The following is a 22,918-nucleotide window of genomic DNA, read 5'->3' as shown; positions in this document are numbered from 1 at the left end:
AGCGACGCAAGGCACTCCGGCGCGATCCGGCCACTAGGCTGGACGCCTGATGCGGAATGGTCGCGACGAGGCGGGCACGGCGTTCGAGCGGGAGCGCAAGTTCTCACTGCCCGAGGGGGGAGCACTGCCGGATCTCGGGCTCCTCGGACCGGTTTCGCCGACGCGCACGCTTCGGTTGAGGGCTGAGTACTTCGACACCCCCGGCGGGGCCCTGGCGGGCGCCGGGATCACCCTCAGGCGGCGCTCGGGCGGTGAGGACGACGGGTGGCACCTCAAGACGCCCGGCCCCCACGGTTCCCGGCTCGAGCACAGCCTCCCTCTTGGAGCCGCGTGCAGGGTCCCAGCCTCCCTCCGCGCCACGGTGGCCGACGTCGTGGGCGAGGATCCGCTCCTGCCGGTCCTTCTGCTTCGGACCACCAGGCGCATCACGCACCTCTTCGGCGAGAGCGGCAGGATTCGGGCGGAGGTGGCGGTGGACCGGGTCCGATCAGGCCTCCTGGGGGAGCTGTCAGACGGCGCGAAGTCCTGGCGCGAAGTGGAGGTGGAACTTGCCACCGGTGAACCTGAATCCACCTTGGACGAGGTGGCCTCTCTGCTGCTGCGTTCAGGCCTACGGCCCGCGGCGCATGCGTCCAAGGCTCAGCTGGCCCTGGCCTCCGGCGTCCGCCGGGGCACCGCCCGCGACACCGCCGCACACGCCGTCCAAGCGGAGCTCACGCGGCACTACGGCCAGTTCCAGGCGCTGGACACGGCGCTCGCCGCGGACGAGGACGACGCCGTCCACCAGGCACGGGTCGCGCTGAGACGGCTCCGGAGCGTCCTGACGGTCTTCGGCAGGACCCTCGAAGCACCGGATCTCCCAGGGCTGGTGAGAGAGCTCAGATGGGCCGGGGTCCTCCTGGGTGGCCCTCGGGACACCGAGGTCATCCTCAGCCTAATCGACGATCTGGTTGGCGAGGTCCAGCTCAGCGTGGAGGATCACACCCGGATCCGTGCGCACCTGACTCGGCGCCACGACGACGTGCGCGGGCTTCTGCTCAACGCCATGGCAACCCCCCGGTGGGACGCGCTGCACGAGCGCGTCATCGGTCACCTGCTGCGGGCGAAGGCCTCGAGGTCCGGGAGGAGGGATGCCGCCCCGGAGCTGCGGCGCCTCACCGCTAGGGCAGACGACCGGGTCCGACGCCGCCTCGAGGTGGCGCAAGCCCACCCGGCAGACGTCAGCCTGTGGCACGACGTCCGCAAGGCCGCCAAGGCCGCCCGGTACGCACACGACGTGGTGGCCGGTCTCCCGCGTTCCCGTGCTGCAGACGAGGAGTGCGCATCCGCCTGGAAGGAGGTCACCTCCGCCTTCGGCGATGTGCAGGACCTCGTGATCGCCCGGCAGGAGTTGGGCCTCCTGGGCAGGCCCACCGTCGGCACTCTGATGGACCTCGCCGACAGCCGGGCGGACTTGGCGCTCGCGGAGGCCAGGGCAGCGCTGCACATCGCGCTCGCGGGGGAGGCGCCGGAGCCGGTCTCCTGAGCTGGATGGAGCCAAGGGTGACAGGCAGCGGTCAGTTCCCCTCGAGGGCGGCCGCGATCGCCTCCTCGACGGTGCGGTGCCGGAACTCGAACCCTTCGGCCAGGAGTCGCTCGGGACGAACGTCGGCATCCGAGGTCAGCAGTGACTCGGCCGTGTCCCGCCCCAACAGGGTGGTGAGTGCGAACTCCGGCACCGGGACGAGGAAGGGACGGTTGAGGTGCCTCGCCAACGCCCGCCCCAGGTCGTTGGCGGTGGCGGGCGTGGGACCGACCAGGTTCACGGGCCCGGCGAGGTCGTGGTCGATCACGTGCCGAATGGCCCGGACCTCGTCCTCGAGGGAGATCCACGGCCACACCTGGGTGCCTCGGCCGATGGGCCCAGCCAACCCCAGCCTGGTCAGAAGGAGCAGGGGCTTCAACACCGCCTCCGGGTGCACGAGCGGAGCCGTCCGCACGGCGGCCACCCGGGCGTGGGGACCGGCGAGGGCCGCTTCCGCCTCCCACGCGACGCACAGCCGCGCCAGGAAGGTGTCGCCAGGAGGAGACGCCTCGGTGAGCACCCGCCCGGGAACTGAGCCGTAGTAGCCCACTGCCGAGGCGGAGATGAGCGCCGGTCCTCCGGGGCCCACCGCCCTCACTGCCGTGGCCGCTTCCCTCGTGGGACCCAGGCGCGACTCCCACAGCGTGCGCCGGTAGCTCCGCGTCCAGGGCAGCCTGCCGATGCTCGCCCCGTTGAGCACCACGAGGGCGCGGGCACCCTCGAGCAGGCCGGGATCGAGCCGCTCCTCGCCCCTCAGCCACTGCGCCTCGTCGGAACTTCGCGGCGCGTGCCGCACCAGCGTCGTCACCTGGACGCCGTCTGCCCGGAGGGCCTGGACCAAGGCCCTCCCGATCAGCCCTGAGGCCCCCGCCACCACCACTTTCTGCGCAAACATGTCCGAACCTGTCATGAGCAGAGACTGCCACTTTTCATTCCGAAATGCTTGCCAAATGGCGACGAGCCGTGCCAAGGTGAGGTCAGACAGAGCGGTTCAAACCACGTGCCGACTCCGACTCTTCCGTAAAGGTGAGTTGAATCATGGCAACTGTCCACACCCCCTCGCCCTCAGAAATCATTGAGCGCGACGAGCGCGCCCTTGAACTGCTCCGGCAGCTGGGCGCCGAAACCTCCGCCACCGCCCGTCAGAGTCTCCTGGATGAGGTGGTGGTGATGCACCTGGACCTCTGCGAGGCACTGGCTCGGCGCTACGCCAACCGCGGACTCGATCTCGACGACCTGATTCAGGTGGCCCGCGTCGGACTGATCTGTGCGGTCCAGCGCTTCCGCCCCGACGCCGGCGCCTTCGTCCCCTTCGCGGTGGCCACCATCACAGGGGAGATCAAGAGGCATTTCCGCGCCGGCTGGATGGTGCGCCCGCCCCGCCGCTTGCAGGAACTGCGTCCTGACGAAGCCGAAGGCGGCGGCAGGGCTTCTGGTGAGCGTGAGACGCTGGCGTTGGCATTCCGGCCGATCTCACTCGACGCCCCCACAGGCGCCGACGATGGCGGGCCCGGGCTACAGCTTCCTGCCACCGACCACGACCTCGACCTCATCCCGGACCTCATCACGCTGAACTCGGCAATGCGCCGACTCAGCCCCGTGGAGCGCCGAGTGCTGCATCTCCGCTTCGTCGACGACCTTCCCCAGGCCGAGATCGGCCGCCTTGTCGGGGTCAGTCAGATGCAGGTCTCCCGCATCCTGGCCCGCGTCCTCGGGGAACTCCGCGACGAGATGGAGCCCGCCGCCGCGTAGCGGCCACCCGGCCGGGAACTTCGATGTTTGAAACTCCGGGTATCGGGTACGAAGACAGTGAGACGGCCTCCGCACCCGCGTGGAGCCGATTCAAGAAACTGAGGAGGGAAATCATGGGAATCGACGACAGCATGCGCAAGGCCGCAGACGAGGTTGCCGGTCGCGCCAAGGAGATGTGGGGCGACGCCACGGACAACGAGCGGCTCGAGGCCGAGGGCAGGGCCCAGCACCGGAGCGACGACGCCGGGCACGCCCACCACGACCTCGATGACGCCCGTCTGGATCGTCCCGATCACGTACCGGGCGACCTGCGTACCGACGGCCCTGGCGACGACGGAACCCTGCGGGACAACCTCCGCGACGACATGGGCCAGGACCGCGTCCACGACGTCCTGCCCGACACACCCACTGCGACGCCCGGCGACGACGGCACCCTCCGGGACAACCTTCGCGACGACATGGGCCAGGGTCTGCACCACGGCGATCCCGCCACAGCGGACCTGCGGAACACCCGCGATCAGATCTGACGACCACCTTCAACGAACAAGGAGTACGACATGGGAACCATCTTGTGGATCATCGCCGCGGTGCTTGTCATCGCCGGCATCCTGGCCATCGTCCGGAGCCAACTGGTGTGGGGCATCGTGCTGATCATTCTCGGCCTCCTCGTCGGTCCGGGCGGCGTGAGCTTCTTCACCTGAGCCTGACCTAGCCCCCCACGGCGCCTTCCCGCAAATTGCGGGGAGGCGCCGTGCTCGCGTTAGACGAAGATGATCTGAGCGCCCTCTGACAGTTCGATGAAGTCAGCGGCGCTGATCACGTCTTCGACGCCGTCGTAGAGGTCGGCCAGGGTGAGGCCGTTCATGTCGAAGCTCAACTTGCAGCCCCACAGGTGGCCACCCGAGGCGACGATGATGTCGAGCATCTCGCGCACGTCGGGGATCTCCAGGTCGCTCAGCTGCTTCTTCATCATCGCGGTCGACATCTTGGTCATGCCGGGGATGGCTCCCATGCCGGCCCACAGGGGAAGCGACTTGGCCATGGGCAGGTGCATCGCCGTGTTGCCGAGCATCGTGAACTTCAGATCGTCCATCGTGCGCTCGGTGACCAGGTCGAAGCCCCAGAACGTGAAGAAGATGTGGGTCTCGATGCCCTCGCCGAGCGCGGCGTTGGCCATGATCAGCGCCGGGTAGGCCATGTCCAGGTTTCCCTTGGAGGCGATGAAGCAGATCTTGCGCGGCCGGTCCTCACCCGACGACGGTGCCGCGAAGTCGGACACCTTGGGCTTGGCGTGGCTCGCCGTCGGGTCGGCCGGGGCGGGGGACGACGCCGGGCGGGCACTGCCGCCGAAGTCGGGGATGATCGGGGTCTCAGAAATTTGGGTCATGGGGCAGTCCTTCCTAGACGCAGCCCTTGGGCTTCGGCAGCCCAGCGATGTAGGACATCTTCTTGGCGGGTTTGCCGGGGAACAGCCTGAACAGCTGCTTCATATCGAAGCCGCCGACGCTGGCGACGCGGCGCAGGGTCGCGGTTTCCTTGCGGGCCGGGTAGTCGGCCCGCAGGAAATGCAGCACCTTCCAGTGCTCGTCCGTCAGCTCGTCGATGCCGGCGTAGCCGGCGAGGATGGGGGCGAGGTCCTCGTCCCATTGCTTGTACTCGGTGAGGAAGCCCTCGTCGTTGACGTCGATGGCTCTGTCGCCGATGCGGGTCGTGGGCACGTGGATTCTCCTTAGAACTTGGGGATGATCGGATTGGGCAGCACCGACGAGGGGTCGGCGGGGGAGTCGACGCCCTTGGCAGGCACGTACGCGGCCACCGGTGCGGCGTCCCTGGCAGGGGCGGTGGGGCGCGGCACCGGGCGCGGCGCCGACTTGCGTGGAGCGGCCGCCCGGGAGACGGCCTTCGTCGACTTGCGAGCCTTGTTGGCAGGAGCGGTGTGCCCGCGCTTCCCGAGGGCCCTCAGGAAGAGGTCCTTGTTCGAGGTGCCTGAGGCGTCGCCCTCCACGTTCTTACCCAGGAGGTGCATGTCCGTGGTGAAGGGGAGCGGGCGCCCGCGCAGCAGGAACTCCCAGTACACGAACCGGAACGCGAGCTTCGCCAGATGGTTGGAACGGGACTCGCCCAGGAGCGTCATCGGCCCCACCCCGGGGAGTGGGAACCCGCCCGTGTAGGGCTGGGTGCCGTAGTTGAAGTCCAGCAGCATCCCCTTGCCGTGCCCGGTCTCGATGAAGCAGTTGGCGTGCCCGTCGAAGTGGTGGGGCAGCTCCTGGCCGGCGATGTAGTAGGGCCAGTTCTCCATGAACACGTCCACGGAGAAGTGGGCCACCGAGCCCGCCTTTGACGTCTGGAGTGTGCCGCCGTCGCCGAGAACGAAGATGTCCGGGTGAGCGAGGGAGCGCATGGTCTGCTGGTCACACGGCACCAGGTTCATGTCGTCGCCCAGCCCGGATCGGGCCACGTACTCGGCGCCGAAGTTCAGCGGGATCGAGACCAGCAGATCGTAGGGGACGTGCCGATCGTCGAACGAGACCAGTTCCTTGGCCTCGGTGTCCACCCGCTCGACGGCGAAGTCCGCCTCGAGGCGGATGTCGCGATCCTTGAACATGGTGCCCAGTTCACGCGAGGCGATCGGCTTGGTGAAGGCGCCGTCCAGCGGGGTGACGTAGATGATCTCCACCTTCTTCCGCGTCTTCCGCTCACGGAAGTAGGCGTCGGCAAGGAACGTGAACTCGAGCGGGGCGACAGGGCACTTGATGGGCATGTCCGTCAGGTGAACCACGAGCCGACCGCCGCGGAACTCCTTGAACGCCTCCGCCAGGGCGAGGGACCGCGGCAGGTCGTAGAAGTGGTGGACGTCGTCCGCGTCCGCGCCCGGGGTGAGGTCGGGTCTCGGCTCCACTCCGGTGGCGATGACCAGGGTGTCGTAGTCCAGCTCGCGGCCGTCCGCCAGGTGGACGGTCTTGGCCTGAGCGTCGACCCGATCGATCTCCGCCAGCACCAACTCCACCCCATCGGGGATGAAGTGGTGCCGGGATCGCACGATCTTGCCCTCGTCGTAGATCCCGAAGGGCAGGAACAGGTACCCGGGTTGGTAATGATGGTCGTCGTCGCGATCGACGACGGTGATCTGCAGCTCGGCAGGCGGATAGGCAGAGCGCAGCTTGTTGGCGACCATGGTGCCGGCGGTACCCCCGCCCAGGATGACCAGTCTCCTCATTGAGGCTCCTCCGAAGAAGTGGTGGTCCACATAGCCTATACGTGTTGGGGTATGCGGTGTGCTGGGGGACCCACTTTCTACGACCGGACGTAGGACTCCACGGGCGGTTAGGCTGGCCGCACACAGGTGTACCGGGGAAGGGAGCCGCTGGTGGGTGATCGGGGCTGTTACGTCTCCGCGCTCGACATGTTCTCGATCGGGATCGGGCCGTCGTCTTCGCACACCGTCGGCCCGATGCGCGCTGCCGCGGACTTCGCGGGCCGCCTCGCTTCGATCGGCGCCTCCGTCGCACGGCTCGAGGTGGTCCTGTACGGCTCGCTGGGCGCCACCGGGATCGGGCACGGCACACCCGACGCGGTGGTGGCAGGACTGCTCGGCATGAGGCCGGAGACCTGCGACCCGGCCGCTGTCCGGCGCGCGTGGTCCGGCCACGTCGACGGGGGGCCGCTGGCCATCCCCGGCGTCGGCCCGGTGCCCTTCCGCCGCGACGAGGTGAGGTTCGCGCCGCTGACCCGCAAGCCGGCGCATGCCAACGCGCTGAGCCTCAGGGCACTGGGGCAAGGCGGCGGCCCGGTCCTGGAGGAGATCTACTACTCGGTCGGCGGCGGTTTCATCCGCAGGGAGGGCGAGCCCTCCGTCGGCGGCAGCGACGCCGGCGGCGGCGTGGCGTTCGAGACGGCCGCGGATCTGATGCGGATCTGCGGCGAGTTCGGGCTGGGCGTGGCCGACGTGGCCCGCGAATGCGAACGCGCGCACCGCCCTGACCCCGACAGCGACGCCGGGCTCGACTCCGTCTGGGCGGCCATGAGGAGCTGCATCGACGCGGGCCTGACCGCCCACGGGACGCTGCCCGGTCCGCTGCGGGTCCCGCGCCGCGCGGCTGGGGTCCAACGGCAGCTCGAGAAGGAGGAGCTCGGGCACCAGCGGGGCGCCGAATGGCTGCAGGTCTACGCGCTGGCGGTCAACGAGGCCAACGCCTCCGGAGAGCGCGTCGTGACCGCCCCCACCAACGGCGCGGCGGGGATCATTCCCGCAGTGGTCCAGTACTTCCTGGACTCCCACCCCGCCGCCGGGGCGTCCGAGGTCCGCCAGTTCCTCCTCACCGCCACGGCCATCGGAAGCCTGATCAAGGCCAACGCCTCGATATCCGGGGCGGAAGGGGGCTGTCAGGCGGAAGTGGGTTCCGCGTGCGCCATGGCCGCGGCCGGGCTGTGCGCCGTCCTGGGCGGAACCGCCCCCCAGGTGGAGAACGCCGCGGAGATCGCGATGGAGCACCACCTCGGGCTCACCTGCGATCCCATCGGCGGGCTGGTCCAGGTGCCCTGCATCGAGCGCAACGCCATCGCCGCCAGCACCGCCGTGACGGCGGCCCGGCTTGCACTACACGGCGACGGGCGCCACATCGTCTCCTTGGACGCCGTCATCGCGACGATGCGCCAGACCGGTCTGGACATGCACAGCAAATACAAGGAGACCAGCACGGGCGGCCTGGCCGTCAACGTCGTCGAGTGCTGAGGCACCCCCGATCCCGGAGAAACCGACACGACCCGCGGCCGCCCGGCTAGCGTTCTTGCAGGAGGTGGCCCCATGGACATCATTCTCATTCCCGGCCTCTGGCTGGACGGCTCGTCGTGGTCCCGGGTGGTCCCGTTCCTCGAGAAGGCGGGCCATCGCGTCGTGGCCCTGACCCCGCCGGGCCACGACGGACAGGACCCGGCCACGGTGACCTACGGCGATCTGGTGGCGGCTGTGGTCACCGAGATCGACAACTCCGCGGACCACGTCATCCTGGTCGGCCACTCCGCCGGGTGCGCGGCGGCCTGGGCGGCCGCGGACCGCCGGCCGGACAGGGTCGGCTGCGTGGTGCTGGTGGGCGGCTTCCCGATCCCACACGGATCGCCCATCCTGGACGGTTTCGAGCCGGTCGACGGCGTCCTCCCGTTCGTGGGGTGGGCCGCGTTCGACGGGCCTGACACCGCAGACCTCGACGAGTCCGCCAAGGCCGAGCTCGAGGGCTACATGACCCCCGCACCTGGACAGTACGCCCTGGGCGTCCAGGAACTGAGCGACGATCGCCGCTACCGGATCCCCGTGGTCAACGTCTGCACCGAGTACTCCGCCGACGAACTGCGGTCGTGGACCGAACAGGGCTTCGCCCCCGTCAGCGAGCTGCGCAAGCTCCAGCACGCCGGCTATGTGGATCTGGAGTCCGGCCACTGGCCCCAGGTCAGCCGAGCCGGAGACCTGGCCGAGGTGATCCTCCGCGCCGCGACCGTGCGCTGACGGCGTAACGGACACCCTCCCAGGAGATTGGCGCGGCCACTACTTTGGGGGCAGAACACTTGGCCCACGAGGAGTCACCGATGACCTACCGCCCCGAAACGCTCGCCGTCCACGCCGGTCAGGAGACCGCCGATTCGGCCACGAACGCCCGCGCAGTGCCGATCTACCAGACCACAAGCTACGTCTTCGACGACGCTCAGCACGCCGCTGACCTCTTCGCACTCGCCCGCCCCGGCAACATCTACACCCGCCTGATGAACCCCACCCAGAGCGTCCTCGAGGCCCGTGTCAACGCGCTCGAGGGCGGCGTCGGGGCCCTGGCCACCGCGTCCGGCGCCGCCGCGATCACCTACGCCGTGCTCAACCTCACCTACTCGGGCGACAACATCGTCGCGCTGTCGACGCTCTACGGCGGCACCTACGCGCTCTTCGCGCACACGCTCAAGCAGTTCGGCATCGAGGCCCGCTTCGTCGATCCGGGCAAGCCGGAGGACCTGGCCCAGCACGTCGACGCCCACACCAAGCTGGTGTTCGGCGAGACGGTGGGCAATCCCGCCCTCAACGTCATCGATCTGGACGCGTGGTCCGAGGCGGCGCACGCCCTGGGCCTGCCGTTCATCGTCGACAACACCGTGCCCACCCCCCACCTCACCCGGGTGTTCGACCACGGCGTGGACATCTCAGTGCACTCCGCCACGAAGTACCTGGGCGGCCACGGCACCTCGCTGGGCGGCGTGCTGGTGGACTCCGGGCGCTTCGACTGGGCAGCGCACAGCGACCGCTTCCCCGGGCTGACGCAGCCGGATGCGGCCTATCACGGAGTGGTGTGGACCGACGCGGCCGGCCCCGCCGCGTACGTGATCAGGGCGCGGACCGTGCTGCTGCGCAACACAGGGGCGGCGATCGCCCCCATGAACTCGTTCCTCCTGCTGCAGGGCATCGAGACTCTCCACCTGAGGATGGAGCGTCACAGCGAGAACGCGCTCGCGGTTGCGAACTTTCTGACCGCACACCCCAAGGTGTCCTGGGTCAACTACCCGGGCCTCGAGTCCAGCCCCACCCACGAGATCGCCACCCGCGTCCTCAAGGGCGGCTTCGGCGGCCTCGTCTCGTTCGGCGTGCAGGGAGGCCGCGAGTCCGGCACCCGACTGGTGGAGGCATTGGAGCTGTTCAGTCATCTCGCCAACATCGGCGACGCGAAGTCGCTGGCCATCCACAACGCGTCGACCACCCACTCGCAGCTCTCCGACGAGGAGCTTCTCTCCGCGGGCGTGCCCGCCGAGATGGTGCGGCTGTCCGTCGGCATCGAACACATCGACGACATCCTGGAGGATCTCACCCAGGCGTTGGACCGCATCTGAGTGAGCCGCGGGCAGTGGGGGCGGGTACCGTTCCCTCCCCCTACCCGCTCCCTGAGCTGAGGAGGGCCGTCCGCGTAGCGGCGGGTCCCGTCCCCATCGCTCCCTGAGGAGGGCCGCCCGCGGAGCGGCGTGGCCCGTCCCCATCGCTCCCTGAGGAGGGCCGCCCGCGAACCGGCGTGCCCCTCTTTCTTCGCTCCCTGAGGAGGGCCGCCCGCGAAGCGGCGTGCCCCTCTTTCGCTCCCTGAGGAGGGCCGCCCGCGAACCGGCGTGCCCCTCTTTCGCTCCCTGAGGAGGGCCGCCCGCGAAGCGGCGTGGCCTGTCTCGAAGGGTTGTGACTACCACCTTCACGCGAATCTTGTGGTCGGGTGCGGTGAGTCGGGAGTCGATGCCCGGGCGGCCGTTGTCCAGGGTCTTGCTGATCGCCGCCGGTCAATCTGGGGTCGGGTTGTTGAGGCCGCCCGGGCATCGTCTCCCGTCTCCCCACACTCGGTCCTCCTGTGGCGTTGCCAGGTCCTGAGTGCGGGCCGGCAGGGCGGCTTTGGGGTCAGGTCTGCTGAGGCGGGATGCCGGTTGGGTGATCCTTGGGTTGGGCACCGCTGCGCAGTGCCGCCCTGCCGTCCCTCACCCTTGCGTTTGGCCGCGGGTTTTCGACCCTTCGAGACGTCCTGCGGTCGCTTCGCGACGCGGGACCCTCAGGGACCGAGCTAAGGCGGCCTGTCTAGCGGCGTGACCCGTCCAAGTTCGCCGCCTGAGGAGGACCGCCCGCGAAGCCTCGTGGCCCGTCCCCATCGCTCCCTGAGGAGGGCCGCCCGCGAAGCCTCGTGGCCCGTCCCCATCGCTCCCTGAGGAGGGCCGCCCGCGAAGCCTCGTGGCCCGTCCCCATCGCTCCCTGAGGAGGGCCGCCCGCGAAGCCTCGTGGCCCGTCCCCATCGCTTCCTGAGGAGGGCCGCCCGCGAAGCGGCGACGGCCGTCTCGAAGGGTTGTATCTGGACCTGACAAGCAATCCCTGACCCACTGAGGCGGCTGCCCTTGCACCGGTGAGCCCACTGAGATGACCGCTAGGGCTGGGTCGGCGTCTCCTGCTGGTGACGCCGATCCGCCTCGATGTCCTCCTCGGCGATCGAATGGTCGGATGAGTGCAGGTGCTCACCGCCGTCCGGGTCCTCGGTCTGGCGTGGGGAGAGCTCGCTGTCGTCGACGACGTCGGCGTCGTCCGGGCTGGTGATCGGGTCGCTCATTGGTCCTCCTAGACGTGCGCTCGTGCTTGTCAGGGTAGCCTTTCCTGCATGGACTCGCCGCCGAAACGGGTGTCGAATGGTGCCATGAGTGTGACTGTCGCCCCGAACCCCGTCGAGTCGGCTGAACTGTCCGGCCGGCTGAACTGGCTGCGCGCCGGGGTCCTCGGAGCCAACGACGGCATCGTGTCCATCTCGGCCACCGTGGTGGGTGTGGCGGCCGCGACGAACACCGTCACGCCCGTCCTGCTCGCCGGAGTCGCCGCGGTGGTGGCAGGAGCCATCTCGATGGCGTTGGGCGAATACGTCTCCGTGTCCAGCGCGGCAGATTCGCAGCGCTCGCTGATCGCGTCCCTGCGCACGCTGCTGACCTCCGATCGTCGGGCGGCCGACGAGGAACTCGTGGCCGCCTATCAGCGTCAGGGGCTCACAAAGGCCACGGCGGAGAAAGTGGTGGAGGAGATCGGCGAGGGACACGCCGTCAAGGCCCACCTCTCCCAGCGCTTCCACCTCGCCGAGGACGAGATCGTCAACCCCTGGCACGCGGCCCTCGCATCCGCGGTGGCGTTCCTCGCCGGAGCGATCCTGCCGCTGCTGACGATCCTCCTGGCCCCCCTCCCGCTGCGCATCCCCGTGACGGTGGTCGCGGTGCTCGTGGCCCTCGCCGCCACGGGCGGTGTGGGCGCGAAGCTCGGCGGCGCGCCGGCCGGCCGCGCGGTGCTCAGAGTCGTGACCGGCGGGATGCTCGCCCTGGCCGCCACCTACTCGATCGGCCTCCTGATGGGCGTCTCCGGTCTCTGATCCCCTCCGGGTTGCGCAACAATGGGGGCGTGAACGGCCCCCTCGGAACCAGCCTCGGCGTGGTGGAGACGTCGTCGATCCGGGTCTTCGACCCGGATCGCCCGCTGATCCTCCGCAGCGGCGCCACGCTGGGCGTCGTCGATGTGGCCTACGAGACATACGGCACCCTCAACGCTGAGCGCAGCAACGCCGTCTACATCTGTCACGCGCTCACCGGGGACGCCCACGCGGCCGGATATCACGAGGGTGAGACCCGGCCGGGCTGGTGGGACACGATGATCGGCCCCGGCAAGCCCATCGACACGAACGTCTGGTTCGTGGTCTGCTCCAATCTGCTGGGTGGCTGCCAGGGCACCACGGGGCCGTCGTCGACCAACCCGGAGACCGGAGATCCCTACGGCCTGGACTTCCCCCTCCTGGACATGGCGGACTTCGTCGAGGTGCACCGCGGCCTCGCCCGGCACCTGGGCATCGAACGCTTCGCCGCCGCCGTGGGCGGCTCGCTGGGAGGCATGCAGGTGCTGCAGTGGGCGATGACCCATCCGTTGGAGCTGGGCCGGGCCCTGATTTTCGCCGCCTCGTCGCGCCTCACCGCCCAGAACATCGCGTTCTCCGCCGTCGGGCGGCAGGCGATCATGCGCGACTCCCACTTCCTCGACGGACGCTTCCTCACCGCGGGCACCTCGCCGCGCAAGGGGCTCTCGGTGGCGCGGATGATGGCCCACATCACCTACCTGTCGGAGTCCGGATTCGAGGAGAAGTTCGGGCGGACCGCTCAGCGCGGCCAGCTCGCCAAGAACTTCGGCGTGGACTTCGCCGTCGAGAGCTACCTCGAGCATCAGGGGGAGCGGTTCCTCTCCCGATTCGACGCCCTCAGCTACCTCTATCTCACCCGGGTGATGGACTACTTCGATCCCTTCGCAGACCCGGGCGCCCTGGCGGCGCTCATCGACGATCCGGTCCGCTTCCTCATCGTGAGCTTCGACACGGACTGGCGATTCTCCACCGAGCACTCCCGTCGGATCGTCAGGCACCTGGAGGGCGCCAAGCTGCCCACCTCGTTCCGCGAGATCGCCTCCCGGTGGGGCCACGACTCGTTCCTGCTCGACGTGCCCGACTATCACGCCACAGTCCGGGCCTACCTGGAGCGCGCCGCGGAGGAGCTGGGATGAGCAACACCCTGCGGCCGGACCTGTGGCTGATCACGAAGCTGATCCCCGAGGGCTCCCGCGTCCTGGATCTCGGCTGCGGGGACGGCGAGTTGCTGCGCCTGCTGACTCTCAAGGGATGCTCCGGCACCGGCGTCGACATGGACCCGGGCAACCTGGTGGCGGCGATGCGCAGCGGCGTCGACGTCATCCAGCTCAACCTCGACACGCAACTGGGGGAGTTCGGCGACGACAGCTACGACTTCGTGGTCCTCTCGCGCACGCTGCAGACCGTGCGCAAGCCGCGCGAGGTCCTGCAGGAGATCGGCCGGATCGCCGTCCATTCAGTGGTCTCCATGCCCAACTTCGCCCACTGGCGCAACCGGCTGCGGCTGCTTTCGGGGCGCATGCCGATGTCGCGTGACCTGCCGTTCGAGTGGTACGACACCCCGAACCTGCATCACTCGTCGCTGCCGGACCTGGAACCACTCTTCGCCGGGCTGGACATGGTGATCGATTCACGCATCTCGTTGGATGCCTCGGGGAGGGCACGACGGCTGGGCAATGTGGCGGCCAACCTGCTGGCCAGCTCGTCGCTCTACGTGCTGCACGCTAAGCGATGAGCGCCCGGATCCGGGTCGCGGCGCCGCCGAGCGCCAGGCCCTCGGCCAGCGCCTCCCACCGCTGATCGTCCACGGGGGAGCGGGTGAGGTCCGGCAGCGGGAGCGTGTCGACGCACGTCACCACCTCGCGTGCCCTCGCCAGGTAGTCGACGTCTGCCAACAGCTTGGAGCGCACCGACGGCGACATGCCTGAGCCCGGGTCGACGGCGGCCGCGACCATCGCCTCCAGGGAGGGGTAAGCGGCCACGAGCGTAGTGGCACTCTTCTCGCCGATGCCCTTGACCCCAGGGAGCCCGTCGGAGGGGTCACCGCGCAGGACGGCGAAGTCCACATACCTCTCCGGAGCCAGGGCGTACTTCGCCGCCATCCACTCCGGCGTGACCAGCTCGTGACTGGCCACCCCGCGCGCCACATAGACAACGCTCGTGTGGTCGTCGACGAGTTGGAAGAGGTCGCGGTCCCCGGTCACCACCAGACTCGTGCCCGCATGCTGACGGGCCAACGAGGCCAGCACATCGTCGGCCTCGTGCTGCGCCACGCCCACGACGGGGATGCCCAACGACTCGAGGCAGTCGCGGATCAGCGGCACCTGCCGGCTCAGGTCGTCGTCAACGAGCTCCGCCTCGCCGTCGGCCAACTGGACGACCCGGTGTGCCTTGTAGCTCGGGAGCAGGTCCACCCGCCAGTCGGGTCGCCAGTCGTCGTCCCAGGCGCACACAAGGCTGTCAGGGGCGTATTGGTTGGCGAGACGCGCGATGAAGTCCAGCGTGCCCCGCACCGCGTTGACCGGCCTCCCGTCGAGGGCCCGGAAGGTGGAGGGCACCCCGAAGAACGCCCGGAAGTACAGGTAGGACGTGTCGAAGGCCATCAACGTGCTCATCCCGCCATCCTGACACAGTGTCCTCAGACCCGGGCCGGGTACTCTTGGGCCTCGTGATCACCCGCCCGCCGCTGCCGTTCCTGGTGTCCGCGGCGCTGGCCGTCGGGTCCGGGCTGCTCACCGGCGCCGGACAGGCGCCGATGGGGATCTGGCCGGCGACCCTGGTGGGCGTGGCTCTGTTCACCTGGCTGATGGTGGATCGTCGGCCCCGCTCCGCCTTCGGCCTCGGCTACCTCGCCGGCCTTGCGATGAACACGCTGACCGTGTCCTGGGTCTCCGTCCTGGGGGTATGGGTGGGCGTGGCGCTGGTGGCGTTCCTGTCGCTGTGGTGGGGGGTGCTCGCGCTCGCTGTGTCGTGGCTGCTCAAGCTCCGCGCATGGCCGCTCCTGGTACCCGCCGCGTGGGTGGCGGTGGAGTTCGTCTCCGGCAAGGTGCCGTTCGGCGGATTCTCCTGGGCGCGGCTCGGCTACACGACGGTGGACCAACCCATGTCGGGTCTGCTCGCCTGGGTGGGCGTCACCGGGGTCGGCTACCTGGTGGCGTTGGTGGCGCAAGCGCTGCTGCTGGCCGTTTCGTCGCCCAGCCGGCGTAGGGTGGCGATGGCGGGGGTCGCCGGTGTGTTCACGCTGGGGGGACTCGCGCACCTGGTACCGCAGTCCGAGCCGGTCGACGAGGTCGCGGTGGCCATGGTTCAGCCGGCCGTCAACCGGGCCGAGAAGGGCACTGGCACCTACGCCCGCTCCGTCACCAACAATGCACTCAGCGAGACCATCTTCGCGCTTTCCGAGGCCCGCGCGGGCGGCCACGAGGTTGACTTCGTGTTGTGGCCCGAGAACGCCACCGATGTGGATCCGGAGGCCGACGCCGCCACGCGAGGCCTCGTCGAGCTCTCCGTGCGGCTGGCTGGGGCGCCCGTCTTCGTGGGGGCCGTCACCGACGGGCCGGTACCGGACTCGCGTCAGACCTCCAGCATCTGGTGGCATCCCGACACCGGTCCGGGTGCCGTCTACCACAAACGAGACCTGGTTCCCTTCGGCGAATGGATCCCCTTCCGCGACGTCCTGCTGCCCCGGCTCCCGATCCTTGAGCAGATCGGCCGGCAATCGATCCCGGGGGAGGGGCCCGGAGTGGTGTCGGCCCCCACGGAACGGTTCCCGGACCTCGTGGTAGGCACCATCATCTGTTTCGAGCTGGCCTACGACGACACCTCCTACGACCTGGTCCGGCACGGGGCGCAGGTGGTCGTGTCGCAGTCCAACACCAACACCTACGCCGGCACGTTCGAGCCGCACCAGCAGCTGGTCATCAACCGCGTCCGGGCGATGGAACTGGGCCGTGAGGTGGCGGTCTCCACACTCAACTCGCTCTCCGCGGTCGTCGACACCCGTGGGCGCGTGCAGGAGGTCACCGCCGAATACCAGGCGGACAGCGTGCTCACCTCCCTCCCGCTGCGCACCAACGTCAACCTCTCGGTGCTGCTCAGCCCCTGGCTGGCGTGGGTTGCCGTGGCAGCAACCGCCGGTGGCATCGTCGCCGCCCTGGGGCCGCGCCGAGGTGGGGCCCGGTAGCATGGCAAAGACACCACAACAGGAAAGAAGTGTTCCATGACCAGTCAGGACGCGCTCGAGCGAGTTCTCGTGATCATCCCGACCTACAACGAGTCACAGAACATCGAGAGCATCGCCACCAGGATCCGCCGGGCCGTCCCGCAGGCCCACATCCTCGTCGCGGACGACAACTCCCCGGACGGCACCGGAGCTATTGCGGACCGGCTGGCGGAGGCCGACGAACAGATCCACGTGATGCACCGCAAGGGGAAGGAAGGCCTGGGCGCCGCCTACCTGGCCGGTTTCCACTGGGGCCTCGACGAGGGCTTCGGCGTGCTGATCTCGCACGACGCCGACGGCTCCCACCAGCCCGAGGAGTTGCCGAGGCTGCTGCGCGCCATCAGCGCGGGCGCGGACATGGTCAAGGGCTCGCGCTGGGTCAAGGGCGGCTCTGTGGTCAACTGGCCGAAGTCGCGCGAGTTCATCTCGAAGGGCGGCTCGCTGTGGACGCGGTTGTGGCTGGGTATCCCGGTCAAGGACGCCACCGGCGGCTTCAACGCCTACCGCGCCTCCACGCTGCGCGGCATCAGCCTCGACGAGGTGGCCTCGGCCGGGTACTGCTTCCAGATCGACCTGGTCTGGCGCGCGCTCAAGTCCGGCTTCACCGTCGTCGAGGTCCCGATCGAATTCGTGGAGCGGGAGTTCGGGGATTCCAAGATGAGCCGCAGCATCGTGATCGAGGCGTTGATCCGGACCACACTCTGGGGCATCGACCACCGGCTGGGTCAGCTCACCGGGGGCGTCAGGCGTGCGATCACCGGCCGAAGGGCCGCGTGAGCGCCGTGGATCCGCGCAAGGGAGCCCTACGGCTCGCGCTCATGGGACTGACGGTCTTCGGCCTCGTCTTCGCGGAGATCGCCGCCATCCTGTGGGTCGCCGGCGAAATCGGTTGGTGGACGTTGGCCATCCTCTCGGCCACCACCGTGCTGGGCATCTACCTCCTTCAGCGTGAATGGCGGAAGGCCTGGGGCGCCCTGTCAGCGGCGCTGACCTCTGGGCAGCTGCCATCTGGCCAGTTGGCCGACGCATCGCTGGTGCTGATGGGCGGCGTGCTGCTCGTCGTGCCGGGCCTGCTCACGGACGTGGCCGGACTGCTTCTGCTGCTGCCGTTCACGCGCCCCTTCATCCGGTCGGGCATCGCGTGGTGGGCCTCCAAGACGATGCAGCGCTCAGGCGCGGCGCCCACCGTCATCCGAGGCGACGTGGTGACCGAAACGGTGACCTGGATCCCGGTCATCGACCCGTCGAGCAACGAAAACGACACGATCCGCGGGGAGGTCGTCGAGGACGACCGGCCCGCGGACCGTGATCGGGGAAAGGGTCAGTAGATCCTGTCGGACTCGCGCAGCTTGGTCAGCTGCTCGTTGAGGATGTCTTCGAGCTCCGGGATCGAGCGACGCTCCCGCAGCATGTCCCAGTGGGTGCGTGCCGGTTTGGTCTGCTTCTCCTCGCCCACCACACCGTCAGAACGCACCGCGATCGATCCACACTTCTTGCACTCCCACTCGGTGGGGAGTTCCGCTTCCAGGGCGAAGGTCACCGTGAAATGGTGATCCTTCGGGCAGTCGAACGCCAGCTTCCGGCGCTCGGCGAATTCGATGCCCTGCTCGTCTTCGAACGTCTTGGAGCCCAGCCCCATGCCGCGCAGCGCACGATCAGCCATGTTTGCCTCCTTCGTCTGCTTCACCAACGAACCGGGGCGCCGATTCGTTCCTCAGCCGTTATCGAGTAGACCACATCCCCCGAGCCCGGAGAACCTCTTTGAGCAAATCCGGCCGATCCGTGACGATGCCGTCGACGCCCCAGTCGATCAGACGGTGCATCGTAGTCGGCTCGTCGATGGTCCACACGTGGATCTTCCGTCCTGCACGGTGGATTCTGGCGATGTTCCGCGGTGTGACGATGTCCATCATCACCGGCCCGACCGGGTGGTTGAGCGGCACCTGGAACACGGGGCCGCCCAGCATGACGGCCGTCAGTGCCATGGCGGCCACGCCCGTGCGGGACACCGCCGTGGGGACCTGGGGGAGTATCGACCGGAACCGGCGGATGGCCGAACGGGAAAAGGAGCCCACGCAGACACGCCGCTCCGCGCCATGTCTGCGGATGCATTCGGCCAGGGGCACCACGGCCGTCACATGCTTGATGTCGATGTTGAAGCTGCACGAGGGAAACGTCTCGAACAACTCGGCCAACGTGGGGATCGGCTCGCGTCCGCCCACCCTCAGGCTCTGCAGCTCCTTCAACCGCAGGGACCTCAGCGAGCCGGCCTCATCCGTCACGCGGGAGACATCATCGTCGTGGAACGCGACGAGGTGGCCGTCGATGGTGGCGTGCACATCGGTCTCCAGATAGCGGAAGCCGAGGGCGACGGCATTGGTGAAGGCGCGCACCGTGTTCTCGATGCCCAGGTTCGCGGTCAGCAGTGCACCGCCGCGGTGGGCCATCGGGATGAACTGGGGGGACAGGTAGTCCTCGTGCACACCGGCCATAGCGTGGCAGTTTAGTGTCCTGACTGTGGGTTTCGCTACGAGTGCAAAGATGTGCCAATGACCACGGTTGTCTCCATCCAGTCCGCTGTCGCCTACGGCCACGCCGGAAACTCCTCCGCAGTCTTCCCGCTCCAGCGCGCGGGGGTCGACGTCTGGCCTGTCTACACCGTCAACTTCTCCAACCACACCGGCTACGGGTCGTGGCGAGGACCCCTGATCCCAGCCTCCGACGTGTGGGAGGTTGTGCAGGGAATCGACGAGCGTGGCGTCCTCGGTGTCGTCGACGCGCTGCTGTGCGGCTACCAGGGCACACCCGAGGTGGGGCAGGTCATCCTGGACACGGCCGAGCTGATCAAGGCGCAGAGCCCCGGGGCCGTCTTCTGCGCGGATCCGGTGATGGGCGACGTCGACCGGGGTTTCTATGCCCGGCCCGGGATCCCGGAGTTCTGGCGCGACCACGTGGTCCAGCGCGCCGACATCATGACTCCCAACCTGTTCGAGCTGGAGTTCCTCACGGGACATCCCACGCACACCACCGCGGACGTCCTCACAGCGATCGCGGAACTGCGAGCCCGCGGCCCTCAGGTGGTCGTCGTGACCTCGGTGGTGGGCTCCGACGCATCCGCGGACGCCATGCGCATGATCGGTGTCGGCCCCGACGGGGCGTGGCAGGTGGAGACCCCGGTCCTGGACCGCAAGTTCACCGGATCGGGTGACCTCACCACCGCCATGTTCCTGGCCCACTGGTTGCGCACGCGCGATGTGGGCGCCGCGTTGGGTGCCACGGCCTCGATCGTGTACTCGGTCCTCGAGGCCACCACCACCGCCGGGCACCCCGAGCTCCGCCTGGTGGATGCGCAGTCTGACATCGTGGCCCCGCGGCACGTGTTCGAGGCCCGTCGCGTGGGGTGAGCGAAGTCCTCAGTCGTTGGTGTCCGGCGTGCCCCAGAACACATTGATGCTCGCGCCCAGCTTGTTGAGCCTCTGGGGAAGATCCTCGTAACCCCGGTTGATCACATAGACGTCCATCAGGTTCGTGGTCCCGCGGGCCGCCAGGGCGGCCAGCAACAGGCAGACCGCGGGCCGCAGCGCCGGCGGGGACTCGACCTCGCGGGCCCGCCACTTGGTGGGGCCCAGGATCAGCAGCCGATGTGCGTCCATCAGCTGGATGTTGGCGCCCAGATCGGAGAGCTTCTTCAGGTGGATGGCCCGGTTGTCGTAGACCCAGTCGTAGATGACGCTCTGGCCCGTCGCGGTGGCGCAGATGACTGCGAAGAACGGCAGGTTGTCGATGTTGAGCCCCGGGAACGGCATCGGGTGGATCTTGTCCAGGGGGGCGGTGAGGTCCGACGGCTTGACCGTCACGTCGACAAGGCGTGTCTTGCCGTTGCGGCTGCGGTACTCCTCGGAGAGTTCCAGGCGTTGGCCCATCTCGTCCAGGATCGCGAACTCCACCTCGAGGAACTCGATGGGGCAGCGCCGCACCGTGATCTCCGACCTGGTCACGATTCCGGCGGTGAGCAGGCTCATCGCCTCGATCGGGTCCTCCGAGATGTGGTATTCGACGTCGGCCTCGATGTGCTCCTGACCCGTGACGGTCAGGGTGGTGGTGCCGACCCCCTCGATGGTGACGCCCAACTGCTGGAGGTAGAAGCACAGGTCCTGGACCATGTAATTGCCGGAGGCGTTGCGCAACGTGGTGATTCCGGGGGTGCGGGCGGCGGCCATGATGGCGTTCTCGGTGACGGTGTCTCCGCGCTCGATCAGGGTGATGGAGCGCTCGCCGTCCGGGATCTTCTCGACGACGGCGTGGTAGTTGCCCTCGGTCGCTTCAACCGTCAGGCCCATCTTGTGGAGCGCAGACATGTGCGGATGGACGGTTCGGGCACCCAGGTCGCAGCCGCCCGCGTACGGGAGGAGGAACTGGTCGAAGTCGTGCATCAGCGGTCCCAGCAGCATCAGGATACTGCGGGTGCGCTTGGCGGCCCGGGCGTCGATGTTCTCCGGCCTGAGTTCGGCCGGGCGGATGATCTCCAGGTCGTTGTCGCCGATCCAGGTGAGGTTCACCCCGATGGAGGTCAGCACCTCACTGATGCGGTCCACCTCCTCGATCCTGGCGATGCCCCGCAGGACCGTGCGGCCCTGATTGAGCAGGCTGGCGCACAGGATGGCCATGGCCGCGTTCTTGCTGGTCCGCACGTCGATGTCGCCCGACAGCTTTGTCGGGCCCTGGATCTCGAAGTTCACGTTGCCCTGAGTGGCCGTCTGGATCAACGGCATCTCGAGCGCCTCCGCCAGGCGGGTGATCATGCTGAGCGAGAGGTTCTGCTGCCCGTTCTCGATGCGGTGGACCGCGCTCTGGACGGTGCCCAGCTCGTCTGCCAGCCTCTGCTGCGACCATCCCCGGGCGAGGCGGGCCTCGCGGATCATGCGTCCGATGGACTTGCTCGTTGCGCTCATCGGGTCAGGTTATCTCACGGGTGAGATAGCGTCACAGGTTTGGAGAAGAGGGCAGCGGTGGGGTGCCACCAGGGCACTAGAGTGGGCGCCATGAGCTCTGAATATGACGTCGTCGTCCTCGGTGCCGGCCCCGGCGGTTATGTGGCCGCCATCCGCGCCTCCCAGCTGGGACTCAAGGTAGCCGTGATCGAGAAGCAGTACTGGGGCGGGGTGTGCCTCAACATCGGCTGCATCCCCACCAAGTCGCTCCTGCGCAACGCCGAACTGGCGCACATCTTCACCCACGAGGCGGACACCTTCGGCATCGAGGGGCAGGTGAGCTTCAACTACGGCAAGGCGTTCAAGCGCAGCCGTCAGGTCTCGGAGCGCATGACCAAGGGCATCCACTACCTGATGAAGAAGAACAAGATCACCGAGATCGACGGCTGGGGCACCTTCCTTGACGACCACCGGATCGAGGTGGCCGGCAACGACGGCCAGAAGCAGACACTCACCTTCACAAACGCCATCATCGCGGCCGGCGCCACCACGCGGCTGCTCCCGGGCACGCAGCTCTCCGCCAACGTGGTGACCTACGAGGAGCAGATCCTCGCCGACGACGTGCCGGGGTCGATCATCATCGGCGGCTCGGGCGCCATCGGCACCGAGTTCGCGTTCGTGCTCAGCCAGTTCGGCACGAAGGTGACCATCGTCGAGTACCTGGACCGGATGGTCCCCACCGAGGACGCGGAGATCTCCGCCGAGCTGGCCAAGGCATACAAGAAGCTCGGCGTCACCGTCCTGACCTCCACCAAGGTCGAGGGGATCGAAGACACCGGAACCGGAGTCAAGGTGACGGTCAGCCCCGCCGCCGGCGGAGAGCAGAAGGTCCTGGAGGCTGACCGGTTCCTCTCGGCCATCGGTTTCGCCCCCCGGGTGGACGGCTTCGGCCTCGAGGCCACGGGCGTGACGTTGACGGATCGCAAGGCGATCGCCATCGACGACTACATGCGCACCTCGGTGCCCCACATCTACGCCATCGGGGACTGCACCGGCAAGATGATGCTGGCCCACACCGCCGAGGCGCAGGGCGTTGTGGCCGCCGAAACCATCGCCGGCGCGGAGACCCATCCCATCAACTACGACATGATCCCGCGTGCCACCTACTGCCAGCCGCAGATCGCCTCCTTCGGCTACACCGAGCAGCAGGCCAAGGACAAGGGCTACGACGTCAAGGTGTCCAAGTTCCCCTTCGCCGCCAACGGCAAGGCGTGGGGCCTGGGGGAGGGGGTCGGCTTCGTCAAGATCGTCGCGGACGCCCGTTACAACGAGCTCCTGGGCGCCCACATGATCGGCCCGGATGTCACCGAGTTGCTGCCCGAGCTCACGCTCGCGCAGGCCTACGACCTCACGGCGGAAGACATCAGCCGCAACATCCACGCTCACCCCACGCTGTCGGAGGCCATCAAGGAGGCGGTGGAGGGCATCGCCGGTCACATGATCAACTACTGACATC

Annotated in this window: 24 protein-coding genes; 15 read left to right on the top strand and 9 right to left on the bottom strand. The window is 68.4% G+C overall.

Annotated elements, in window-relative coordinates; genetic code table 11:
• Window positions 1–49: 49 nt before the first annotated feature.
• Window positions 50–1,525: a CYTH and CHAD domain-containing protein gene (locus tag ACX1D1_RS09550; RefSeq protein ID WP_459054385.1), complete on the top strand. Its 1,476-nt coding sequence runs from the start codon at window positions 50–52 to the stop codon at window positions 1,523–1,525.
• Between the two features lie 31 nt (window positions 1,526–1,556).
• Here ACX1D1_RS09550 and ACX1D1_RS09545 read toward each other — a convergent pair whose 3' ends face one another.
• Window positions 1,557–2,459: a TIGR01777 family oxidoreductase gene (locus ACX1D1_RS09545; RefSeq protein WP_459054384.1), complete on the bottom strand. Its 903-nt coding sequence runs from the start codon at window positions 2,457–2,459 to the stop codon at window positions 1,557–1,559.
• A 143-nt stretch (window positions 2,460–2,602) separates the two neighbouring features.
• Between ACX1D1_RS09545 and ACX1D1_RS09540 the strand changes: the two genes are divergently transcribed.
• From ACX1D1_RS09540 to ACX1D1_RS09530, 3 genes are all read left to right on the top strand, one after another.
• On the top strand, window positions 2,603–3,316 hold the full coding sequence (locus tag ACX1D1_RS09540) for a sigma-70 family RNA polymerase sigma factor (RefSeq protein ID WP_459054383.1): 714 nt from the start codon (window positions 2,603–2,605) through the stop codon (window positions 3,314–3,316).
• Window positions 3,317–3,429: 113 nt separating this feature from the next.
• Entirely contained in the window at window positions 3,430–3,843 is a 414-nt protein-coding gene (locus ACX1D1_RS09535) for a CsbD family protein (protein WP_459054382.1), read from the top strand.
• A 30-nt stretch (window positions 3,844–3,873) separates the two neighbouring features.
• Window positions 3,874–4,017, top strand: coding sequence for a GPGG-motif small membrane protein (locus ACX1D1_RS09530; RefSeq protein ID WP_182782784.1), 144 nt, complete (start codon window positions 3,874–3,876; stop codon window positions 4,015–4,017).
• Between the two features lie 59 nt (window positions 4,018–4,076).
• Here the strand turns inward: ACX1D1_RS09530 and ACX1D1_RS09525 are convergent, their stop codons facing one another.
• Genes ACX1D1_RS09525 through sqr form a run of 3 tightly spaced genes read right to left on the bottom strand, consistent with a single transcriptional unit; the run spans window position 4,077 to window position 6,533 of the window.
• Window positions 4,077–4,703, bottom strand: coding sequence for a DsrE/DsrF/DrsH-like family protein (locus ACX1D1_RS09525; protein WP_459054381.1), 627 nt, complete (start codon window positions 4,701–4,703; stop codon window positions 4,077–4,079).
• Between the two features lie 13 nt (window positions 4,704–4,716).
• Window positions 4,717–5,034, bottom strand: a complete 318-nt coding sequence (locus ACX1D1_RS09520) for a TusE/DsrC/DsvC family sulfur relay protein (protein WP_182782786.1) — start codon at window positions 5,032–5,034, stop codon at window positions 4,717–4,719.
• Between the two features lie 11 nt (window positions 5,035–5,045).
• Window positions 5,046–6,533: a type III sulfide quinone reductase, selenoprotein subtype gene (sqr, locus tag ACX1D1_RS09515; RefSeq protein WP_459054380.1), complete on the bottom strand. Its 1,488-nt coding sequence runs from the start codon at window positions 6,531–6,533 to the stop codon at window positions 5,046–5,048.
• A 150-nt stretch (window positions 6,534–6,683) separates the two neighbouring features.
• Between sqr and ACX1D1_RS09510 the strand changes: the two genes are divergently transcribed.
• From ACX1D1_RS09510 to ACX1D1_RS09500, 3 genes are all read left to right on the top strand, one after another.
• Entirely contained in the window at window positions 6,684–8,048 is a 1,365-nt protein-coding gene (locus ACX1D1_RS09510; protein WP_459054379.1) for an L-serine ammonia-lyase, read from the top strand.
• A 72-nt stretch (window positions 8,049–8,120) separates the two neighbouring features.
• Window positions 8,121–8,816, top strand: a complete 696-nt coding sequence (locus tag ACX1D1_RS09505) for an alpha/beta hydrolase (RefSeq protein WP_459054378.1) — start codon at window positions 8,121–8,123, stop codon at window positions 8,814–8,816.
• 80 nt (window positions 8,817–8,896) lie between these two features.
• Window positions 8,897–10,177 (top strand): O-acetylhomoserine aminocarboxypropyltransferase/cysteine synthase family protein, encoded by a 1,281-nt coding sequence (locus ACX1D1_RS09500; protein WP_459054377.1) that lies wholly within the window; start codon window positions 8,897–8,899, stop codon window positions 10,175–10,177.
• 1,058 nt (window positions 10,178–11,235) lie between these two features.
• Here ACX1D1_RS09500 and ACX1D1_RS09495 read toward each other — a convergent pair.
• Window positions 11,236–11,415: a hypothetical protein gene (locus ACX1D1_RS09495; protein WP_459054376.1), complete on the bottom strand. Its 180-nt coding sequence runs from the start codon at window positions 11,413–11,415 to the stop codon at window positions 11,236–11,238.
• An 84-nt stretch (window positions 11,416–11,499) separates the two neighbouring features.
• On the opposite strand from ACX1D1_RS09495, the gene ACX1D1_RS09490 reads away from it, so the two are divergent.
• The 3 genes from ACX1D1_RS09490 to metW are packed head-to-tail and all read left to right on the top strand — an operon-like array spanning window position 11,500 to window position 13,984.
• Complete coding sequence (locus ACX1D1_RS09490; protein ID WP_459054375.1) at window positions 11,500–12,213, top strand: VIT1/CCC1 transporter family protein; 714 nt, start codon at window positions 11,500–11,502, stop codon at window positions 12,211–12,213.
• 29 nt (window positions 12,214–12,242) lie between these two features.
• Window positions 12,243–13,385, top strand: coding sequence for a homoserine O-acetyltransferase MetX (gene metX, locus ACX1D1_RS09485; RefSeq protein ID WP_459054374.1), 1,143 nt, complete (start codon window positions 12,243–12,245; stop codon window positions 13,383–13,385).
• On the top strand, window positions 13,382–13,984 hold the full coding sequence (gene metW, locus ACX1D1_RS09480; protein ID WP_459054373.1) for a methionine biosynthesis protein MetW: 603 nt from the start codon (window positions 13,382–13,384) through the stop codon (window positions 13,982–13,984). Before metX ends, metW begins: the two co-directional genes overlap by 4 nt.
• Here the strand turns inward: metW and ACX1D1_RS09475 are convergent.
• The gene (locus tag ACX1D1_RS09475; protein ID WP_459054372.1) at window positions 13,974–14,864 is read right to left on the bottom strand and encodes a 5'-3' exonuclease; all 891 of its coding nucleotides are present in this window, start codon (window positions 14,862–14,864) and stop codon (window positions 13,974–13,976) included. The two genes, metW and ACX1D1_RS09475, sit on opposite strands and share 11 nt — an antisense overlap.
• Before the next feature lie 53 nt (window positions 14,865–14,917).
• Here ACX1D1_RS09475 and lnt point away from each other — a divergent pair, with 53 nt between their 5' ends.
• From lnt to ACX1D1_RS09460, 3 genes are read left to right on the top strand one after another with little or no spacing between them, the layout of a single operon-like run.
• Window positions 14,918–16,432 (top strand): apolipoprotein N-acyltransferase, encoded by a 1,515-nt coding sequence (gene lnt, locus ACX1D1_RS09470; RefSeq protein ID WP_459054371.1) that lies wholly within the window; start codon window positions 14,918–14,920, stop codon window positions 16,430–16,432.
• 36 nt (window positions 16,433–16,468) lie between these two features.
• The gene (locus ACX1D1_RS09465) at window positions 16,469–17,248 is read left to right on the top strand and encodes a polyprenol monophosphomannose synthase (RefSeq protein ID WP_459054370.1); all 780 of its coding nucleotides are present in this window, start codon (window positions 16,469–16,471) and stop codon (window positions 17,246–17,248) included.
• Between the two features lie 41 nt (window positions 17,249–17,289).
• Window positions 17,290–17,799: an FxsA family protein gene (locus ACX1D1_RS09460; protein ID WP_255422228.1), complete on the top strand. Its 510-nt coding sequence runs from the start codon at window positions 17,290–17,292 to the stop codon at window positions 17,797–17,799.
• Here ACX1D1_RS09460 and ACX1D1_RS09455 read toward each other — a convergent pair.
• The gene (locus ACX1D1_RS09455) at window positions 17,793–18,134 is read right to left on the bottom strand and encodes an RNA polymerase-binding protein RbpA (protein ID WP_182782797.1); all 342 of its coding nucleotides are present in this window, start codon (window positions 18,132–18,134) and stop codon (window positions 17,793–17,795) included. The two genes, ACX1D1_RS09460 and ACX1D1_RS09455, sit on opposite strands and share 7 nt — an antisense overlap.
• A gap of 58 nt (window positions 18,135–18,192) precedes the next feature.
• Complete coding sequence (locus ACX1D1_RS09450; RefSeq protein WP_182782798.1) at window positions 18,193–18,963, bottom strand: glycerophosphodiester phosphodiesterase family protein; 771 nt, start codon at window positions 18,961–18,963, stop codon at window positions 18,193–18,195.
• A gap of 57 nt (window positions 18,964–19,020) precedes the next feature.
• Here ACX1D1_RS09450 and pdxY point away from each other — a divergent pair, with 57 nt between their 5' ends.
• The gene (gene pdxY / locus ACX1D1_RS09445; RefSeq protein ID WP_459054369.1) at window positions 19,021–19,875 is read left to right on the top strand and encodes a pyridoxal kinase PdxY; all 855 of its coding nucleotides are present in this window, start codon (window positions 19,021–19,023) and stop codon (window positions 19,873–19,875) included.
• 9 nt (window positions 19,876–19,884) lie between these two features.
• On the opposite strand, the gene relB is transcribed toward pdxY, so the two are convergent.
• Window positions 19,885–21,423 carry a type II toxin-antitoxin system RelB family anti-toxin gene (gene relB / locus ACX1D1_RS09440; protein ID WP_459054368.1) on the bottom strand — a complete coding sequence of 513 codons (1,539 nt, stop codon included), beginning with the start codon at window positions 21,421–21,423 and terminating at the stop codon, window positions 19,885–19,887.
• A 90-nt stretch (window positions 21,424–21,513) separates the two neighbouring features.
• On the opposite strand from relB, the gene lpdA reads away from it, so the two are divergent.
• Window positions 21,514–22,914 carry a dihydrolipoyl dehydrogenase gene (gene lpdA, locus ACX1D1_RS09435; protein ID WP_182782801.1) on the top strand — a complete coding sequence of 467 codons (1,401 nt, stop codon included), beginning with the start codon at window positions 21,514–21,516 and terminating at the stop codon, window positions 22,912–22,914.
• Window positions 22,915–22,918: the final 4 nt, after the last annotated feature.

The organism is Tessaracoccus luoxuelianae (genome assembly GCF_054483915.1).
This window is presented reverse-complemented; position numbering and strand designations above follow the sequence as displayed.

Coding starts and splice junctions, on each gene's coding strand:
- ACX1D1_RS09525 (WP_459054381.1), bottom strand. CDS start 4,703: ATGACCCAAATTTCTGAGACCCCGATCATCCCCGACTTCGGCGGCAGT.
- ACX1D1_RS09475 (WP_459054372.1), bottom strand. CDS start 14,864: ATGAGCACGTTGATGGCCTTCGACACGTCCTACCTGTACTTCCGGGCG.
- lpdA (WP_182782801.1), top strand. CDS start 21,514: ATGAGCTCTGAATATGACGTCGTCGTCCTCGGTGCCGGCCCCGGCGGT.
- ACX1D1_RS09465 (WP_459054370.1), top strand. CDS start 16,469: ATGACCAGTCAGGACGCGCTCGAGCGAGTTCTCGTGATCATCCCGACC.
- ACX1D1_RS09540 (WP_459054383.1), top strand. CDS start 2,603: ATGGCAACTGTCCACACCCCCTCGCCCTCAGAAATCATTGAGCGCGAC.
- ACX1D1_RS09500 (WP_459054377.1), top strand. CDS start 8,897: ATGACCTACCGCCCCGAAACGCTCGCCGTCCACGCCGGTCAGGAGACC.
- ACX1D1_RS09550 (WP_459054385.1), top strand. CDS start 50: ATGCGGAATGGTCGCGACGAGGCGGGCACGGCGTTCGAGCGGGAGCGC.
- sqr (WP_459054380.1), bottom strand. CDS start 6,533: ATGAGGAGACTGGTCATCCTGGGCGGGGGTACCGCCGGCACCATGGTC.
- ACX1D1_RS09535 (WP_459054382.1), top strand. CDS start 3,430: ATGGGAATCGACGACAGCATGCGCAAGGCCGCAGACGAGGTTGCCGGT.
- ACX1D1_RS09545 (WP_459054384.1), bottom strand. CDS start 2,459: ATGTTTGCGCAGAAAGTGGTGGTGGCGGGGGCCTCAGGGCTGATCGGG.
- relB (WP_459054368.1), bottom strand. CDS start 21,423: ATGAGCGCAACGAGCAAGTCCATCGGACGCATGATCCGCGAGGCCCGC.
- ACX1D1_RS09455 (WP_182782797.1), bottom strand. CDS start 18,134: ATGGCTGATCGTGCGCTGCGCGGCATGGGGCTGGGCTCCAAGACGTTC.
- metW (WP_459054373.1), top strand. CDS start 13,382: ATGAGCAACACCCTGCGGCCGGACCTGTGGCTGATCACGAAGCTGATC.
- pdxY (WP_459054369.1), top strand. CDS start 19,021: ATGACCACGGTTGTCTCCATCCAGTCCGCTGTCGCCTACGGCCACGCC.
- ACX1D1_RS09450 (WP_182782798.1), bottom strand. CDS start 18,963: ATGGCCGGTGTGCACGAGGACTACCTGTCCCCCCAGTTCATCCCGATG.
- ACX1D1_RS09505 (WP_459054378.1), top strand. CDS start 8,121: ATGGACATCATTCTCATTCCCGGCCTCTGGCTGGACGGCTCGTCGTGG.
- ACX1D1_RS09495 (WP_459054376.1), bottom strand. CDS start 11,415: ATGAGCGACCCGATCACCAGCCCGGACGACGCCGACGTCGTCGACGAC.
- ACX1D1_RS09460 (WP_255422228.1), top strand. CDS start 17,290: ATGGGACTGACGGTCTTCGGCCTCGTCTTCGCGGAGATCGCCGCCATC.
- ACX1D1_RS09490 (WP_459054375.1), top strand. CDS start 11,500: ATGAGTGTGACTGTCGCCCCGAACCCCGTCGAGTCGGCTGAACTGTCC.
- ACX1D1_RS09530 (WP_182782784.1), top strand. CDS start 3,874: ATGGGAACCATCTTGTGGATCATCGCCGCGGTGCTTGTCATCGCCGGC.